This is a genomic window from Pontibacter qinzhouensis, from assembly GCF_008017455.1.
Taxonomy (GTDB): domain Bacteria; phylum Bacteroidota; class Bacteroidia; order Cytophagales; family Hymenobacteraceae; genus Pontibacter; species Pontibacter qinzhouensis.
On record NZ_VRTY01000019.1, the window covers coordinates 27462 to 43835 of the forward strand.

General features: G+C 49.3%; 16 protein-coding genes. 12 read left to right on the plus strand and 4 right to left on the minus strand.

Going from position 1 to position 16374, the window contains the following annotated elements:
- The first annotated feature begins 50 nt into the window (after nucleotides 1-50).
- Complete coding sequence (locus FVR03_RS06900) at nucleotides 51-1658, plus strand: family 43 glycosylhydrolase (RefSeq protein ID WP_147921005.1); 1608 nt, start codon at nucleotides 51-53, stop codon at nucleotides 1656-1658.
- Between the two features lie 58 nt (nucleotides 1659-1716).
- Here the strand turns inward: FVR03_RS06900 and FVR03_RS06905 are convergent, their stop codons facing one another.
- The gene (locus FVR03_RS06905) at nucleotides 1717-2682 is read right to left on the minus strand and encodes a nucleoside hydrolase (protein ID WP_147921006.1); all 966 of its coding nucleotides are present in this window, start codon (nucleotides 2680-2682) and stop codon (nucleotides 1717-1719) included.
- A 125-nt stretch (nucleotides 2683-2807) separates the two neighbouring features.
- Nucleotides 2808-3122, minus strand: coding sequence for a thioredoxin (gene trxA / locus FVR03_RS06910; protein WP_147921007.1), 315 nt, complete (start codon nucleotides 3120-3122; stop codon nucleotides 2808-2810).
- A 257-nt stretch (nucleotides 3123-3379) separates the two neighbouring features.
- Here trxA and FVR03_RS06915 point away from each other — a divergent pair, with 257 nt between their 5' ends.
- From FVR03_RS06915 to FVR03_RS06935, 5 genes are all read left to right on the plus strand, one after another.
- Nucleotides 3380-3700 carry a hypothetical protein gene (locus FVR03_RS06915; RefSeq protein WP_147921008.1) on the plus strand — a complete coding sequence of 107 codons (321 nt, stop codon included), beginning with the start codon at nucleotides 3380-3382 and terminating at the stop codon, nucleotides 3698-3700.
- 6 nt (nucleotides 3701-3706) lie between these two features.
- Nucleotides 3707-4354: a hypothetical protein gene (locus FVR03_RS06920; protein ID WP_147921009.1), complete on the plus strand. Its 648-nt coding sequence runs from the start codon at nucleotides 3707-3709 to the stop codon at nucleotides 4352-4354.
- Nucleotides 4351-5151 (plus strand): sensor histidine kinase, encoded by an 801-nt coding sequence (locus tag FVR03_RS06925; RefSeq protein WP_147921010.1) that lies wholly within the window; start codon nucleotides 4351-4353, stop codon nucleotides 5149-5151. The genes FVR03_RS06920 and FVR03_RS06925 overlap by 4 nt, the downstream gene beginning before the upstream one ends.
- An 11-nt stretch (nucleotides 5152-5162) precedes the next feature.
- A complete protein-coding gene (locus FVR03_RS06930; RefSeq protein ID WP_147921011.1) occupies nucleotides 5163-5582 on the plus strand; it encodes a response regulator in 420 nt (139 codons plus the stop codon).
- A gap of 404 nt (nucleotides 5583-5986) precedes the next feature.
- Complete coding sequence (locus FVR03_RS06935) at nucleotides 5987-6286, plus strand: HNH endonuclease (RefSeq protein WP_147921012.1); 300 nt, start codon at nucleotides 5987-5989, stop codon at nucleotides 6284-6286.
- An 8-nt stretch (nucleotides 6287-6294) separates the two neighbouring features.
- On the opposite strand, the gene FVR03_RS06940 is transcribed toward FVR03_RS06935, so the two are convergent.
- Complete coding sequence (locus FVR03_RS06940; RefSeq protein ID WP_147921013.1) at nucleotides 6295-7788, minus strand: nicotinate phosphoribosyltransferase; 1494 nt, start codon at nucleotides 7786-7788, stop codon at nucleotides 6295-6297.
- 278 nt (nucleotides 7789-8066) lie between these two features.
- Between FVR03_RS06940 and FVR03_RS06945 the strand changes: the two genes are divergently transcribed.
- From FVR03_RS06945 to FVR03_RS06960, 4 genes are all read left to right on the plus strand, one after another.
- Nucleotides 8067-9134, plus strand: a complete 1068-nt coding sequence (locus FVR03_RS06945) for a DUF6687 family protein (RefSeq protein ID WP_147921014.1) — start codon at nucleotides 8067-8069, stop codon at nucleotides 9132-9134.
- Nucleotides 9135-9263: 129 nt separating this feature from the next.
- Complete coding sequence (locus FVR03_RS06950; RefSeq protein ID WP_255474102.1) at nucleotides 9264-10067, plus strand: thermonuclease family protein; 804 nt, start codon at nucleotides 9264-9266, stop codon at nucleotides 10065-10067.
- A gap of 38 nt (nucleotides 10068-10105) precedes the next feature.
- A complete protein-coding gene (locus FVR03_RS06955; RefSeq protein WP_147921015.1) occupies nucleotides 10106-10540 on the plus strand; it encodes a hypothetical protein in 435 nt (144 codons plus the stop codon).
- A 607-nt stretch (nucleotides 10541-11147) separates the two neighbouring features.
- Entirely contained in the window at nucleotides 11148-11999 is an 852-nt protein-coding gene (locus FVR03_RS06960; protein WP_147921016.1) for a universal stress protein, read from the plus strand.
- A 249-nt stretch (nucleotides 12000-12248) separates the two neighbouring features.
- On the opposite strand, the gene dnaK is transcribed toward FVR03_RS06960, so the two are convergent.
- Nucleotides 12249-14183 (minus strand): molecular chaperone DnaK, encoded by a 1935-nt coding sequence (dnaK, locus tag FVR03_RS06965; RefSeq protein WP_147921017.1) that lies wholly within the window; start codon nucleotides 14181-14183, stop codon nucleotides 12249-12251.
- Nucleotides 14184-14627: 444 nt separating this feature from the next.
- On the opposite strand from dnaK, the gene FVR03_RS06970 reads away from it, so the two are divergent.
- Together FVR03_RS06970 and FVR03_RS06975 are read left to right on the plus strand one after the other, a co-directional pair.
- Nucleotides 14628-15281 (plus strand): (2Fe-2S)-binding protein, encoded by a 654-nt coding sequence (locus tag FVR03_RS06970; protein WP_147921018.1) that lies wholly within the window; start codon nucleotides 14628-14630, stop codon nucleotides 15279-15281.
- Nucleotides 15278-16261, plus strand: coding sequence for an FAD binding domain-containing protein (locus tag FVR03_RS06975; RefSeq protein ID WP_147921019.1), 984 nt, complete (start codon nucleotides 15278-15280; stop codon nucleotides 16259-16261). The genes FVR03_RS06970 and FVR03_RS06975 overlap by 4 nt, the downstream gene beginning before the upstream one ends.
- Nucleotides 16262-16374: the final 113 nt, after the last annotated feature.

Consider the following 16374-nt stretch of genomic DNA (forward strand, 5'->3'; position numbering starts at 1 on the left):
AGCCACACAGGGTTAAAAACAAGTATCATAAAGCAACAACAATCTACACCATGAAGAAACACTTTCTCTTAATTTTTCTCAGTTATTGGCTTTTTTCGTGCAGCAGCAATACCTCCGACGTTGCGACCGAAGATACAGCTACTGCCGGCAAGGTAGGTGGCAGTTACTCCAATCCAGTGCTCCCGGGCGATTATGCCGATCCGTCGGTGGTGCGGGTCGGGGAGGACTACTGGGCAACTGCTACCTCCTCAGAATGGGCACCGCTGTTTCCGTTGTTGCACTCCAAAGACCTCGTGAACTGGGCAACAGTAGGCCATGTGTTTCCGGAGAGTTTGCCTGAATGGGCCGAAGCGCATTTCTGGGCTCCCGAAATTGCACACGAAAACGGCAAGTACTACATCTACTACACTGCCAAAAAGAAAGGTGGTAACCTGTGTGTGGGAGTGGCCAGTGCCAGCAGTCCCACCGGCCCTTATACCGACCACGGCCCCCTCATTTGTCAGGAAGTTGGCTCTATTGATGGGTTCGAAATCAGAGATGAAAACGGAGATCTTTATTTGGTCTGGAAGGAAGACGGCAACAGCAGAGGCCTGCCAACTCCTATATGGGCACAGCGCCTGAACGAAGACCGGACAGCCTTAACCGGCGAAATGTTCGAGATGTTCCGCAACGACCCCAACACCTGGGAGGGTGGCCTGGTAGAAGGTTCTGCTTTGGTGAAACGAGGCGAGTACTTTTATCATTTCTATGCCGGCGATGCCTGCTGTGGCCGCGATTGCACCTATGGCATAGGCGTAGCCAGAGCTAAAACCTTGCGTGGCCCCTGGGAGAAGCACCCTGATAACCCTATTATGCAGAAAAACGACGACTGGAAATGCCCCGGCCATGGCACGGTAGTTACAGACCCAGGTGGGCAAGATTATATGCTGTACCACGCCTACAGCACCAGCGCCTCCGTTTACGCAGGCCGCCAAGGTATGCTCGATAAAGTGACCTACGAAGAAAGCGGCTGGCCAAGCTTCGAAACCGGTTCGCCTGCTATTACGGCACAACTTGCGCACAACACTGGCGGAGCCCCAGCAAAAGCCACGGAGGTGCAGGAGGAGTTTACCGAAACTGCCTTGTCGCAGAGGTGGCAGTGGCCGGTGGGGCAGAAGCCACCGTTTACGCTTAGTGCAGCCTCGGAAGGAACTCTGGCGCTGCAAGCCTCGCCTGCCAACATTGGCGCTACGCTGGCGCAACGCACGCTGCAAGCCAACTACACCGCCACTACCGCCATCCGGAAAAGTGATTTGCCTGCAGGTACCATGGCAGGCCTCACCGCCATAGGCGATCAGGAAAACGCAGTTGGAGTGGCTGTTAGCCGCCAGGAGATTCTGCTTTGGTCTGTTAAGGGTGGCAGGCAGGAAACCATTGCGAAAGCTGCCGCGCCTAACGCAGACGCCATACAACTGCGGCTCACTGCTCAAAATGGGGAGCAACTAACTTTTGCGTGGAGCACCGATGGCAACGAGTGGCAAGAGCTTAATGGTGGCAAAGCAGTAGACGCTGCCTACCTTCCACCCTGGGACAGAGGAGTGCGTGTAGGGTTAACCGCCAAAGGACCAGCCTCTGCCACAGCCACTTTTAACTGGTTCCGGATGGTTAATAACAAGTAAGGGAGACCATGGAAAACACTGGCCGCTGTGGGTTGAACTTCACAGCGGCCAGTGCTTTTTAAGACCGAAGTGTAGAAGTCAGCTTCTCGAAAAGAAAGTTGTAAAAAAAGTCTTTATCTACATCCGTAGCTACCTGTACCCACTGCCCGGAGCCCGGAGCACGCACGGTTTTACCAGCCGATGGCCCTTTTGGCACAACATCAAGCTCGATCTGCTCCAGCGTAAAAGCCTCCGGAATGGCAAGGTAACTGGTCGTGAGCACATCCCACATAAAATAAGTATAATCGTAGGCCGGAATAGTGTCGATGGTGGTGGCCCAGAACTGACCGGCGAGATGCGCAAAAAAGGCAGATGACTGTGCCGCAAGCGTTTTCAGGAACTGGAAAGTAACTGGCACATGGTTAGTAGTATCCAGTGGCACAATTGTTAGAGGTAGGCCGAGTTTAAAAAGTTCGCTCGCAGCCACTGGATCCCAGAAAACATTCCATTCGGCGGAGCCATCGTGGTTGTAAGTGCGTACATTTCCCGTTACATCAATAGCGCCTCCCATCCAGACTACTTCTGTAATCCTGGCTTTTATGCTGGGTTGCTTTTGCAGGGCGAGCACCAGGTTAGAGCAGGGGCCAGTCAGGAGTACCGTAACAGGTGCTTCAGCTGCAGAAAGCTTCCTGATCATAAAATCCACGCTGTCTTCAGCAGCAGGAGGTGTGCTGTGGCTTTCAACGTTAATCATGTCGGGGAGCGCGTTCAGCATTTTAGGTTTGGCGCGCCAGTCGGCCGGGAAGGCATTAATGCCATGGAAATTGCCGGCACGCACCTCTATGTGCAGCTTATTGGTGAGCGCGAGCAGTTTATGAGTTGTATCCAGGGCATTTTCGGCGTAACAGTCGGCCGGAGTTACCGAAACGCCCAGTAGCTCCACTTCATCCAGAAGTAACAACAACAGCAGCGATAAAAAATCATCTACCCCGCCATCGTGGTCGAACAGAACAGGCTTGGCAGGTTGTGAAGTAGCGTGGTTCATTCGGCAATATAGCACAGGATCTGCTGAGGCTCAAAATGCAGCCTTGCCTGCCGCAATTATTCAGATGAAAAAGCCCTTCCAAAGGCCTTATGCTATTTTTTTGTCAAGGGTACGGTTGTCTTCTTTTATTCTTTGGCTATGGCCTGCTTTATTACCTGGCTAAGCTGGTGGCCGGGCACAGCGCCAGCCTGTTTCCAGACAATCTGCCCTTTATGGAAAAGAATAAACGTAGGCACACCCTGCACACGATACTGACTGGCTGCAGCCTGGTTGTGGTCTACGTTTACTTTCAGCACCTTCAGTTTACCCGAAAACTCCTTCGCCACTTGCTCCACAATAGGGTTCATGGTTTTACAGGGGCCACACCAATCGGCATAAAAGTCAACTAAAACGGGCATGCCCGGGCTATTAATCAGGTCGTTAAAAGATTTCTTTGCCATGTTGCCTACAATCTAAATGGTTTACCCTAGCTAATACGCAATTCAGGTCCAGAATGATTATTAGTTTAAATTCTGGATTTTGAGAAAATAATCAGGTAAAAGTACAATTTTTGCAATACAATGAAACGGCTTCAGTAAAATAAAACAAAATTGGTAAGCCTTGATTTACAGGAGTTTTAAAAAAAATAGAACCCGTTTCTGCTATTACATATAATATTTGCTATTTTTAGGCTTCCATAAATATAAATCATACTTATATGGCAGTATTCAACGGGAGCGAAGGCGGCGAAATAGATCTGGCAACCGCTAAAGCCCTGACCCAAAATTACCGGGATAAGCAGAATGACCCGGATGTTGTAAAAGCTCATTTCTTTGGAAGAGAAGTGCTGGAAAGGCTGCTCGCCCAAAAAGATTGCGTAGGAGCCAGAATGTACTATGGCCTTGACGAAGAAGGCAAAAAGCAATTGATACTGGTGGGAGTGGATGCCAACGGAACCGACCTGGAAGATGGCATTATCTTGGATAAATCGAGCCCTTGCCCTCCTAACTGTTCGGTTGGTTCCTCTTTGGCTGGTTAATATTGAATGGAAGTATACAATATTATACAGTACCTTTCCATCTTCAGTATTTTACCACCGCTTATCTATAGCCTGGTGCTGCTATGGCAGCGCCAGGCTGGCAGACTCACTTGGCAGATCTTCGGTTTTTCGGTTTTTATAGCAGTGGTGGAGGCAGCAGGTTGGATTAGCTCTTATAAAGGCCTTAACAACCTCTGGATGTCGCATGTTTACATTCCCTTAGAGTATGCGATTTTGGCTTATATGTATTTGTGCATCTTTAACAATAAGATAATCAAGAGATTAATTATTGGTTCGGTCGTGCTTTTCTTCTTGTTTTGCGCCCTCGATATAGTATATTTGGAAAGTCTTACCATTTATAACTCTTACCCAAGGGTAATTGAGAGTGTGTTGATGGTTTTACTGAGCCTGCTTTACTTTTACAAGGTTTTTAAAGATATTGATAAAGCTGATTTACTGACCGACCCCTATTTTTTATTGAGTGTAGGAGTTATTGTTAACTTTGCGGGTTCTTCGGTCATCAATTCGCTTTTTAATGTAATGTTGCAATACCCTGCTGAAATAATGCTGATGTGCCTGGCTGTGTTAAACTTTTTAAATGTGCTTTTTAATACCACTTTAGTACTGGTGCTTCGGAGAGCCCCCAGAGTTTGAGTCCGTTTATTCCGTTTATAATTGCCACCTCTATTATACTACTGCTCGCGCTGGGTGTGGTGGTTTTTGTGGTTATGTACCAGAAGCGCCTCATGAAACACCAGGAGTATTTGCGGCAGCTGCAGGAAACCAGGCAACGGCAACTACTGGAGGCGGCACTCGAGGCGCAGGAGGCCGAGCGTCGCCGTGTTGCCCGCGACCTGCACGATGAAGTAGGAACCATGCTGGCCCTGGTAAAGCTGCAGGCCGGGCAGTGGAGCAATGGCTTTGGCAAAGGTGAAATTGCAGAAGGGCAGCAACCGGTTACAAACCTGAAACTGAAACTCGACGAGGTGATGAATAGTGTGCGGCGCATTACCCATGATCTGATGCCTATTGTGCTTACCAAATTCGGGCTGGTGCAGGCCATCGAAAGTTTAAAGCGCAGCATGCCCGTAGATAGTAATATTGGTATAAAATTTGAGTGCAATGAGCCTGACCGGCGCGTGGGGCAGAAGCTGGAGCTGGCCTTATACAGAATAGTGCAGGAGTTACTCGGCAATACCCTGAAGCATGCGCAGGCATCCGAAGTTTATATAAAGCTTACATTCAACACCTATAAACTGGAACTAGTGTACACCGACAACGGCAAAGGTTTCAGTTCTGCAGATTTAACAGAAAACACCACCACCACGGGGCTTGGACTCACAAACCTCCAGAGCAGAATTGCTCTTTTGAATGGAACAATTTCAATTAACTCAGAACTTGGTGCCGGCATTTCGGTGGTAGCCAATGTTCCGTTACTGACTGAATTTTAAAGTAAAGTATTATGAACCGAATGCCTATAACGTTAGCCGTAGCCGATGATCATACCCTTTTCAGAAAAGGACTATTGGAAATCATGAAGAGCTTTGAAGAGGTAACCTTACTCTACGATGCAGGCACTGGCTTTGAATTGCTTGAAAAAATTGAATACGCGATGCCAGATGTGGTGCTCCTGGACCTGGAGATGCCTGACATCGACGGAATAGCAACGGCCCGTTATATTATCAGTAAGTATCCGCAGGTTAAAATTCTGCTGCTCTCTATGTACGGCGAAGAGCAACTGGTGGAGAACCTGCTGGAAGAAGGGGTGCATGGTTACCTGACCAAAGCCTCTGAGCCAGACGAACTGCGAAATGCCCTGCAGGTTGTGTACCAGGGCGGTAAATACGTTCAGAAGCAGCAAAATCATCCGTTTGCCATTTAGCAGTAGCTTCAATGTGCTCTTGCGGCTAACCATGGCTATGTAATTTTTCTAATGAATTTGCCCTTCCGAAGCATTTTAGCCCTGGTACTCGCCAAGGCCTGAAACCTTATTTCCCCCTCCGAACCTTCCTGGCAAGCACTATCATTTTTATCTGTCCTGATTTTATCTTATCAGCCATTAAGTTTTCTTCTTCGTAAGGGCGAATTGCAGGTAGCTTGCTACTGCCGTATTAGCTAAATTGTGTCTCAGCTTTGCGCAGAAGCAGAAAAAAGAAAACTATATCTGTTATAAAATTGTTAAAAGGAGCACAGGCAGCTGCCTATTACCAGCAAATGCCGGTTGCATGGGTAACAAGCATCTGGCTGGCTACCTCCTTTTTTAGTAAGTAACGTATTGCGTCCGGAATGGCCAGAAAGCACGAGACACTAATTTGTGAACTATGTGAGCGGGAAGTACAGGACCTGTCGCGGCACCACCTGGTTCCGCGCGAAGAAGGTGGTCGCTATGGACCGACCGCCGAGCTTTGCCAACCCTGCCACAGCACCTTGCACCTCACTTTCAGTAACCAGGAACTGGCAACTCTTTATAACAGCATTGGTGCTCTTAAAGCGGCAGAAGGTCTGCAGAAATACCTGAAATGGGTAAAAAACAAACCCATAGAGCGAATAGCTAACCGCAGAAGCCGCGACAGACGCAAACGGTAAGGTGCCTTCTACAGCAGCTCCTCGCCATTCTCACTATTTCCTTTTTCCTTTAGCTTCAGTACCAGGTCTATTTTAAAATGATGCAGGCTTTCTTCCAGCCCGGCCGGGTAACTGTGTGGGTTCAGGTAGCGCCTGATACTCTCATGCAACGAACTTAGCTCCTGCTGCGCCTTTGCTTTTATTTCGGGCAGGGTAGGAGGTGTGTACTGTAATTTTCCTTTTACGAAAACAGGCTCCAGCAAGTCTTTAGAGGCAGAGCCTGCGGCAATGGTTTTGCGTCGCGTACTGTCTACCGGGTCCACGATTACTATACGTTCGGGTAGCGTTTCGGCTTCGTTAAATATCATGTCGGCAAGGTAGCCGCTTTCGGTGTAGAATCGCCGCACCTGCAAAATGCCGGGGGTAGAGGTTTTAGCCAGCTGCTCCGATAGCTTTATTTTATAGGTCCAGTCGCCGTTTTTCTGTTGCAGCGCCGCCAGTTTATACACACCACCCAGCGCTGGCTGGTCGCAGGCAGTTACCATTTGCGTGCCTACACCCCAGATATTCACTTTGGAGCCTTCCTGCCGTAAGCTGGTAATGATGTGTTCGTCGAGATCGTTGCTGGCTACAATGTTGGTGTCGGTGTAGCCGGCTTCGTCGAGTAGCTTCCGGGCTTCTACGCTCAAGTAGGTCAGGTCGCCGGAGTCGAGGCGGATGGCATTGAATTTAAAGCCCTGCTGCTTAAGCTCGTTGGCCGTGGCAATGGCATTTTTTACGCCTTCCAGGGTATTATAAGTATCTACCAGAAAAACAGAGTCGAACGGGAAAGCCTCACCGTAGGCCCTGAAAGCTTCTTGTTCTGTCGTAAAGGCTTGTACCCAGCTGTGGGCGTGGGTGCCACTAAGCGGAATGCCGAACAGTTTGCCCGCCAATACATTTGAAGTAGTAGCGGCACCGCCAATATACGCGGCACGGCTGGCAGCCAGCGCACCGTCTATGCCTTGCGCACGGCGCATACCGAATTCTGATACCTTGTGTCCTTTTGCCGCATCAGCTACTCGTGCCGCCTTGGTCGCGATCAGGGTTTGGAAGTTGATGATGGTTAGAAGCGGTGTTTCGATGAGCTGTGCCTGCAGCAGCGGTCCGCGCACCCGCACAAGTGGCTCATTGGGGAACACGACCGTGCCTTCGGGAATGGCATCTACATCGCAGGTAAAACGCATCTCGCGCAGGTAATCCAGAAAAGCAGGTTCGAAAAGCGGCTGCTGCTGGCTTCCTTTCAGGCTGGCCAGGTACACCAGGTCCTCCTCCTGAAAACGCAGTTGCTCCAGGTAATCGATGGCATAGGCCAGGCCGGCTGCCACTGTGTAGCCGCCTTTAAAAGGGTTTTTTCGGAAATATAAATGAAAAACAGCTTCCTGCTCCGCCATGCCCTGCTTCCAATAGCCATACGCCATGGTGAGCTGGTATAGGTCGGTGAGTAGTGAGAGGGAGGTGGCGTAAATGTCTTTCAGTTTCATGGCAAGTGGTGTAGCTTTAAATATCCCGAAATAGCTTTTTACTTCGGGTACAGGCTGCTTTGCAAAATTAGTTCAGCAAAGCTGTCATAGCAAATCAGCAACTCCCAACTAAAAAACCGGAGAAAATGTTTCTAAACAGGCAGTTGCAGTACCTTGTTCAACATTTCTAATTTTGAATTTCTGATTTTTAATTTGGCGAAGCTCCTTAGCTGGTTTCAAGTAAGTATTTATCGTTGGATGAGGCAACAATTCACCGTCACAATTTTTAACTTTACCCCATGACAAAGCGCCGATTTATTCCTTTCTCTGAGCTGAAGCACCGCAAAGCCATTGTGGTGGATAGTATGCACCCCAACGGTCTGGTTTTATCGCATTGGCGGGGAGCACCTACGCCTGCCGAAGTCCGCGATAATACGAGTGCGGCCATGGTGCTGCATGCACTACGGTTTAACCTTCCTGGCCTGGACCTGCCATACGTTACCGCCAATCATTTCGATATCGATGGTTTTGTAGGAGTATGGAGTTTGCTAAACCTGGAGCTGGCGCTGGAGAACGAGGAACTGTTGAGGCAAATGGCCCTGATTGGCGATTTCAGGGAACTCGACCTGAACCACCCGCTGGCGGGGGAGGCCCTGAAGTTGGTATGCTGGATAAATGCCCGCGAAAAGCAACTGTTTTACCCGCCTTTTGGTGCCGAGCAACTGCCGGAGCCGGAAGTAACGCTCTGCCCTAAAAAGTTCGCTTACTTTTTGCGGGAATTTGGACGAGTGCTGCAAGACCCTAACTGGGAAAAAGCTGCCTGGGAAGAAGAAGTAGGAGAGGTGTTGCTGGGTTACCGCGATATGTACAAACCCACCACAAAACTTAGCCGCCACCCCGACATTGGCCTGGTTGTGCTGCAGCTTCCGGAGCCACTGCATTACTATGCGCTCTTTAGCCGTACCCAGGGCTTCGATATAGTGCTTTCGTGCTACAGCGGTAACCGCTATGAGCTGGAATACAAGTACACCACCTGGGTCGATCTTGGCTCCAGGCCCACCTTGCCGCGCATCAACCTGGCTCCTCTGGCGGCACGTTTAAATGCCTTGGAGACCTCCGGCCACACCTGGACCTACGATGCCATTACAGAGACAGGCCCCCTGCTGCGGCTCAACGGAGATAAACTGACGCAGGTTGAAACTTACGATAACCCGACGGCACGAATTATACATGCTTCTTCTATTTCTGTGGAGGAGCTACAGGAGGTCGTGGTCAATTATTTTAGAACAGCCTACCAGGGCATTGAGCCGCGTACTTTCTGGACCTGGAAAGAAATAAAGGAGCTGCAACTGGCGCTGCCTCTGTAGCCCGAAGGAGTACAGAAGCCGCAGACAAAATTACAACTGAACCAAATAAACCGTACGTATTGGCGTATAAATATACAAGCTTTATTTTGAAGCTTCGTGCATGCCAACTACTACTAAACCAGCATCATCTTGAAACTGCTTTCTTTTAAAAATTGGCTACTTTACCTGCTGTTGCTCGTTTCGGGTTGCCAGCAGGACCCTGGCAATACCCATGAGACCCGCCACCGGCAGGAGCAACCAGCCGATGCCACCATGGCCAAAACAGAAGAACTGTCGCAATCCGAAAGCCGGAAGCCTGAAAACACTGCCGGCGACAAGGTAATAGCTGTAAAAGATGGCGACACCATGGATTTGCTACGAAACGGGCAGGTAATCAAAGTACGCCTCTACGGCATAGACAGTCCCGAAAAGAACCAGGATTTCGGGCAACGGGCAAAGCAGTTTGCCTCCGACCTGGCTTTCGGTAAATATGTGCAGCTCATAGCGCACAACACCGACCGCTACGGCCGCACCGTAGGTACCATAATTTTGCCAGACGGGCGAAACCTGAACGAGGAGATGGTACGCAGTGGGTTTGCATGGCACTACAAAGCATATTCTAAAGACCTGAGCCTGGCTAACCTCGAAACCGATGCCCGCCGTTTTAAGCGAGGCCTCTGGCAAGACCCAAACCCCACGCCACCCTGGGACTTCCGCAAGAACAAAAGCAGCAACACCGCCGAAACTGCCGCCGCGGAGCAAGCAAAATCTCCGATACCGGCAGGAGCAACTAAACGAATTGTTTACCTTTGCGATAGCTCCGGATCTGCTGTTTACCATGTTTCTGCCACCTGCTCCGTATTAAAGCGTTGCAAAGCCGAGGTACTGAAAATAACCGAGGCAGAGGCAATACGAGAGCATGGCCGCCGGCTCGATAAAACGTGTGGCTCCTGAGCGTCGCTTAGGCTTTATGTTAAAACTGTACATTTTTCATGATAACAACGCCCAAAAAACTCAACTTTAAAATTGCCTTTTTAAAAGAAATGCAGGTGTCGGTGCTGGTATTTCTGCTGAGCTTTACTGCCTGCCAAAGCCCGGAGCAAAATCAGGCAGATACCGTGGCTGCTGAACAAACGCCAACTACCTCGCTGGCCGATTCGCTTGCGCAGAAGGAACGCCGGCCTGCACCCGAGTTCCACCGGATACCAACTGATATGGCGCAGGAAAGGGTATATGTCTGCGACGATGCCAATGCCGATGTCTTTCACACCCAATACGACTGCGAGCTACTGGCCGCTTGCAAAACCGTTAAGAAGAATGTAACCATTATTCGTGCCGTAGAAGACTACGGTCGTTACAACTGCGACATCTGCAGCAAAGACCTGGCTGTTATTTTTGATGACCAGCAAGTTATTCAGAAACGCTAAACAAGTCTCCTCCCACTTATCAGCCTTGTGAAGGTCTACAAATATTTGTAAACCTTCACAAGGCTGTTTGCATTAAAGTACCTCACGTTGTGCAGTAGCAAATAGTTAATTGTCTCTACTTCCACCGCCACACTTTTTGTTATCCAGAAGGGATCTTGTGGGCAAGATCCGTTAGCTTTGGCTATGGAAAGTATGGTTTAAGTTTACATTGTAGCTGTTACAGCTGTAACAATAGCAAGAAAATAAAAATCGAGGGCCCCTTCCCCCACTCGCTGAACGCTCAGACAGTTTATTTTCGATCTGTGCACCTGGCAAAGGTGTTCGCCCTGTTGTTTCCTGTCGTAATACACATAAAAGACTACTACAACCCGTAACTTAGGTGAGAATCTTTAGTCCGGCTGCTCCTCAACCAATCAGCAGCCCTCGACAATTTTCATCAATAAATCCTTTAGAAGGGCTATTTCATTAGAAAAATTTGGTGAAGAAACTCTTGAAAGTAAATAATGCCTAGTTCTATATAGACAAAAAAGCTGATCACTTTTCTGTTTGCTCGTATACATAGGCAAACCAGGATATTAACGCTCTGGCACACCCAAACCAGTTTACTATGAAAAAGATTCTTTGCCCAACCGACTTCTCAAAAACAGCCAGCAAGGCTGTGGAATATGCTGCAGCTATTGCCGGACGCGCAGGCGCACATCTTACGCTTATGCATGTGGTGCACCTGCCTGTAGTCGATACTTCCGAAACCGCACTTATTGCCAGCGAGCTGCTGCAGGATCAGATACGCGATGCCAGTGAAAAAATGCAGGCGCTGCTGTACGACATAGAGCAGCAATACGAGGCAAACAGGGGAGCCTTCACCTGCGACTTCATCGTTAAAGAATCGCTCTTAACAGATATTGCAGAACACCTGACCAGCCGCGAAGGCTACGACCTGGTGGTGATGGGAACAACCGGTGGAGGTAGCGCCCTGGAGGAACTCCTGATTGGGAGCAACGCCGAAGCCGTGATCAATCAGGTACGATGCCCGGTTCTTACCATTCCTGCATCTGCTACCCAACCCGACATCAGCAAAATTGTGTATGCCTCCGATTATGTAGAAGATGACAAATTTGCTTTGCAACAGGTGCTGGAACTGGCGCGACTGTTTAACGCTACCGTAGATGTGATTCATGTGGTAAAAGAAGCAACCCCGGAAAGCAAAACCAAGTCACAACGGTTCTGGGAAGAACTTCAGCAGGCGTATCCGCAAAGTCCGTTGCAGTTCCAGGAGGTAGTTAGCAGGCACCGCCAGGATGGCATAAAGGCCTATTATAACGAATCCGGAGCAAGCCTGGTCGCTATTCTGCGCAAAGACAAAGGCTTTTTCGAAGAGCTTTTCTCCAGAAGCCTTGCCGAAAAAATGACATACAAAGCCGATGTTCCCCTGCTCGTGCTGCACACCCTGAAACATTAGGGATTGGCCAAATTAGAAATTAGAAATTATTATGGCGCGAGCGTCTTCGTTCGTGTCTACTATTCCACGGCCTCTGGCCGATCTGATACCTACATTAACAAATTTTCATTCAGATTATTGTAATGAATTTGGCCTTCCAAAGAGAAAAGGGCTTTTAGAAGCCAAGGGTAAATTTAGGTACGGTACTGCTAAAAGCAAAAAATCCCCCGCTGAACGAGCGGGGGATTTTTCTATATACTTATTGGGAAATTACTTGTTACCGTCTACTTCTTCGTAGTCAACGTCGGTCACACCGCCGTCGGCAGTGGCTCCCTGGGCACCTGCATCAGGTCCGCCTGGTTGGCCGTTGCCGCCTGGTGCACCACCTGGCTGACCTTGCGTAGCTGCATACATTTCCTGAGAGGCTGCGCTCCAGGCGTTGTTCAGGCCTTCTAAAGCGGCATCTATACCGGCTACATCTTTCGCGCCGTGTGCAGTTCGCAGTTGAGCAAGTGCTCCTTCAATGGCAGTTTTATTGCCTTCAGAAAGTTTGTCGCCATACTCTTTCAGCTGCTTCTCGGTCTGGAAGATCATAGAGTCGGCTGCGTTCAGCTTTTCGATCTCTTCTTTCGCTTTTTTATCAGATTCAGCGTTGGCTTCAGCTTCCTGCCGCATGCGCTCAATTTCCTGCTCGCTCAGACCAGAAGATGCCTCGATACGGATTTTCTGCTCTTTGCCAGTGGCTTTATCCTTGGCAGTTACGTGCAGGATACCGTTCGCATCGATGTCGAAAATTACTTCGATTTGCGGAACACCACGAGGTGCTGGCGGAATACCATCTAAGTGGAAGCGGCCGATGGTGCGGTTGTCGCGGGCCATTGGGCGCTCACCCTGAAGCACATGAATCTCTACAGATGGCTGGTTATCAGAAGCAGTAGAGAAAGTCTCAGACTTCTTCGTAGGAATGGTTGTGTTCGACTCGATCAGTTTGGTCATAACACCGCCCATTGTCTCGATACCCAGCGAAAGTGGCGTTACGTCCAGCAGGAGCACGTCTTTTACTTCACCTGTTAACACACCGCCTTGTATGGCAGCGCCGATGGCAACAACCTCATCCGGGTTAACACCTTTAGATGGTTTCTTGCCGAAGAACTTCTCTACTTCTTCCTGTACTCTCGGAATGCGGGTAGAACCACCTACCAGAATCACTTCGTCGATATCAGAAGTAGATAAACCGGCGTCTTTCAGGGCCTTGCGGCAAGGCTCCATCGAGCGGCGGATCAGGTCATCAGAAAGCTGCTCGAATTTAGCGCGGGTCAGCTTACGTACCAAGTGCTTCGGAATACCGTTTACCGGCATAATGTAAGGCAGGTTGATCTCTGTCTCGTTAGAGCTTGAAAGTTCAATCTTGGCCTTTTCAGCAGCTTCTTTTAAACGCTGCAGCGCCATTGGGTCTTTGCGCAGGTCAATGTTTTCGTCGTTGATGAACTCCTGCGCCAGCCAGTTAATAATTACCTGGTCAAAGTCGTCGCCACCAAGGTGCGTGTCGCCATTGGTAGAAAGTACTTCAAAAACGCCATCGCCAAGCTCCAGTATCGAGATATCGAATGTACCGCCACCTAAGTCGAAAACGGCAATTTTCTGATCTTTATGTTTTTTGTCGAGGCCATAAGCCAGCGCTGCCGCTGTAGGCTCGTTTATAATACGTTTTACTTCGAGGCCTGCAATCTGACCGGCTTCTTTTGTAGCCTGGCGCTGTGCATCGTTAAAGTAGGCCGGTACGGTAATAACAGCTTCCGTTACAGTTGTTCCCAGGTAATCTTCGGCAGTGGCTTTCATTTTCTGAAGCACCATCGCTGAAATCTCCTGTGGCGTATACTGTCTGTCGCCGATCTCTACACGTAGCGTGTTGTTGCTGCCCTGTATCACTTTGTACGATACCTGCTTTGCTTCTTCGCTTACTTCGTTGTAGCTGTGGCCCATAAAACGCTTGATAGAAGCAATCGTGTTCTGTGGGTTCGTGATTGCCTGACGTTTTGCAGGGTCACCTACTTTGCGCTCACCATTACCGTTGTCCAGAAAGGCAACGATAGATGGAGTAGTTCTGCGGCCTTCGCTATTAGGTATAACAACGGGCTCATTACCTTCCATTACAGAAACGCATGAGTTCGTAGTACCTAAGTCAATACCAATTATCTTTCCCATTCTATAGTTTTATTAATATAATTTCTTAATCAAATTTCTTCTGATGTCAGGTTTATAACAAGGCTTGTGCCAAGCGGGGAATCAGGCCAAATTTATGTCAATATGTCACAACAGCTGCTTCTCCTTGGCGCTTGTCTGCCTAAATAATCGTTAAGTCAGACTGATACGACAGTTTTTCAGAGAGCTAATTTTAAGTTTGGCGCAGCACCAGAGACCCTTGACAAGAATTCGATCAAATTCCTTTTGAAGGCTCTTTTCATTCGAATAATCCGGAAACATCTTAGCGACCTTCCTTCAGTAGCTATGAGAAACCAGATATGCTAAACACACTTTACAGTAAGAAACAGGTTTGAAGGTAGAAATATCAGGAATGCTTGTGCTGTTAAGGCAGCTCCTGCGTATGATAGGTTTAGAAAACGATAAGCTAACCATAACCCATTTTTTATGGCAGAAGAAAAAGCCTGTAATGCCTCCTCGCCCGATGCAGAAGCTAACAGGCAGCACAACGAAGCCCGCCGCGATTTTCTTAAACAATCTTCTATTTTAACCGCACTGGCACTGGCTCCCGCCACTGTTCTGAAAGCAGCCGACTCGAAATGGGATGAAAAGGTGGCGGAAAAATTTGAGAAGGTGCCCCTAACGCTGGAGATAAACGGCAAAAAAGTACAGCTGTCGGTAGAGCCACGGGTAACGCTGCTGGACCTGCTTCGCGAGCAACTCGACTTAACCGGTACCAAAAAAGGATGCGACTACGGCCAGTGCGGTGCCTGTACCGTCCACTCCGATGGCGAACGCATTAACGCCTGTCTCACCTTTGCCGTGATGCAGGAAGGCAAGAAAATAACGACCATAGAAGGCCTGGCCGATGGAGAAAAGCTACACCCCATGCAGGAGGCTTTTGTAAAGCACGACGGTTTCCAGTGCGGCTACTGCACGCCCGGCCAGATTATGTCGGCGGTGGCTTGTATTCGCGAAGGACATGCCAACTCCGAAGACGAGATAAGGGAGTACATGAGCGGGAACATCTGCCGCTGCGGTGCTTACTCCAATATTGTAAATGCCATTACGGAAGTTAAAAACGGAGGGCAGAAAGTATGAACCAGTTTCAGTATGTACGCGCTGCCAAACCGAAAGCTGCCATAGAGGCACTGGCAAAAGACCCGGCAGCCATGTTTATAGCCGGTGGCACCAACATGATAGACCTGATGAAGCGGGGCGTTATGGCACCTGAAAAGCTGGTGGACATAAACAAGCTGCCACTCCGGAAGATCGGGAAAGAAAGGAAAAGCATCAGTATAGGAGCCCTTGCCCTGAACAGTGCCGTGGCCGAAGACAAACTGGTGCAGGAAAAGCTGCCGCTACTGGCGCAGGCCCTAAATGCGGGAGCTTCAGCCCAACTCCGGAACATGGCGACTGTAGGAGGCAACCTGATGCAACGCACCCGCTGCCCCTACTTCTACGACACAGCCATGCCCTGCAACAAACGTGAGCCAGGCACGGGTTGCGGCGCATTGGAAGGGCACAACCGCATGCATGCCATTTTCGGGCATAGCGAAAAATGCATCGCCACGAACCCCAGCGACATGAGTGTAGCGTTGGCAGCTCTCGAAGCAACCGTACGCGTGTCGGGGCCGAAAGGTGAACGCACCATCCGCTTCGATGATTTCCACCGCTTGCCTGGCAACAACCCGGAGGTAGACACCAATCTGCAACGCGGCGAACTCATACTAAGTGTGGAGGTGCCAGACAACCCTTACCACAAGCACCTGCACTACCTCAAAATAAGAGAACGCGCTTCCTATGCCTTTGCCCTTGTTTCGGTTGCTGCAGCACTCGACCTTGATGGGAACACTATAAAAAGTGCCCGCCTGGCAATGGGTGGCGTGGCACATAAACCCTGGCGATTGTTTGAGGCAGAGAAAATGCTGGCTGGCAAACCTGCTACCGAAGCCACGTTCCGGCAGGCAGTTGAGGCGGCTTTTCAGGGAGCGAAAGCTTTTGAGCATAATGCCTTCAAACTAAAAATGGGACCAAATGTTGTTGTGCAGGCGCTAAAAACAGCAGCTGGCATAGCCTAAGGGGCTTCGCCAAATTAGAAATTCAAAATAAGAATTGTTAGAAAGTCTGCTTTGCTGTTTAATAAAGTGGCATTTTTATCTGTTCGTAATTTTTGAATTGCTGAATTTTTTCT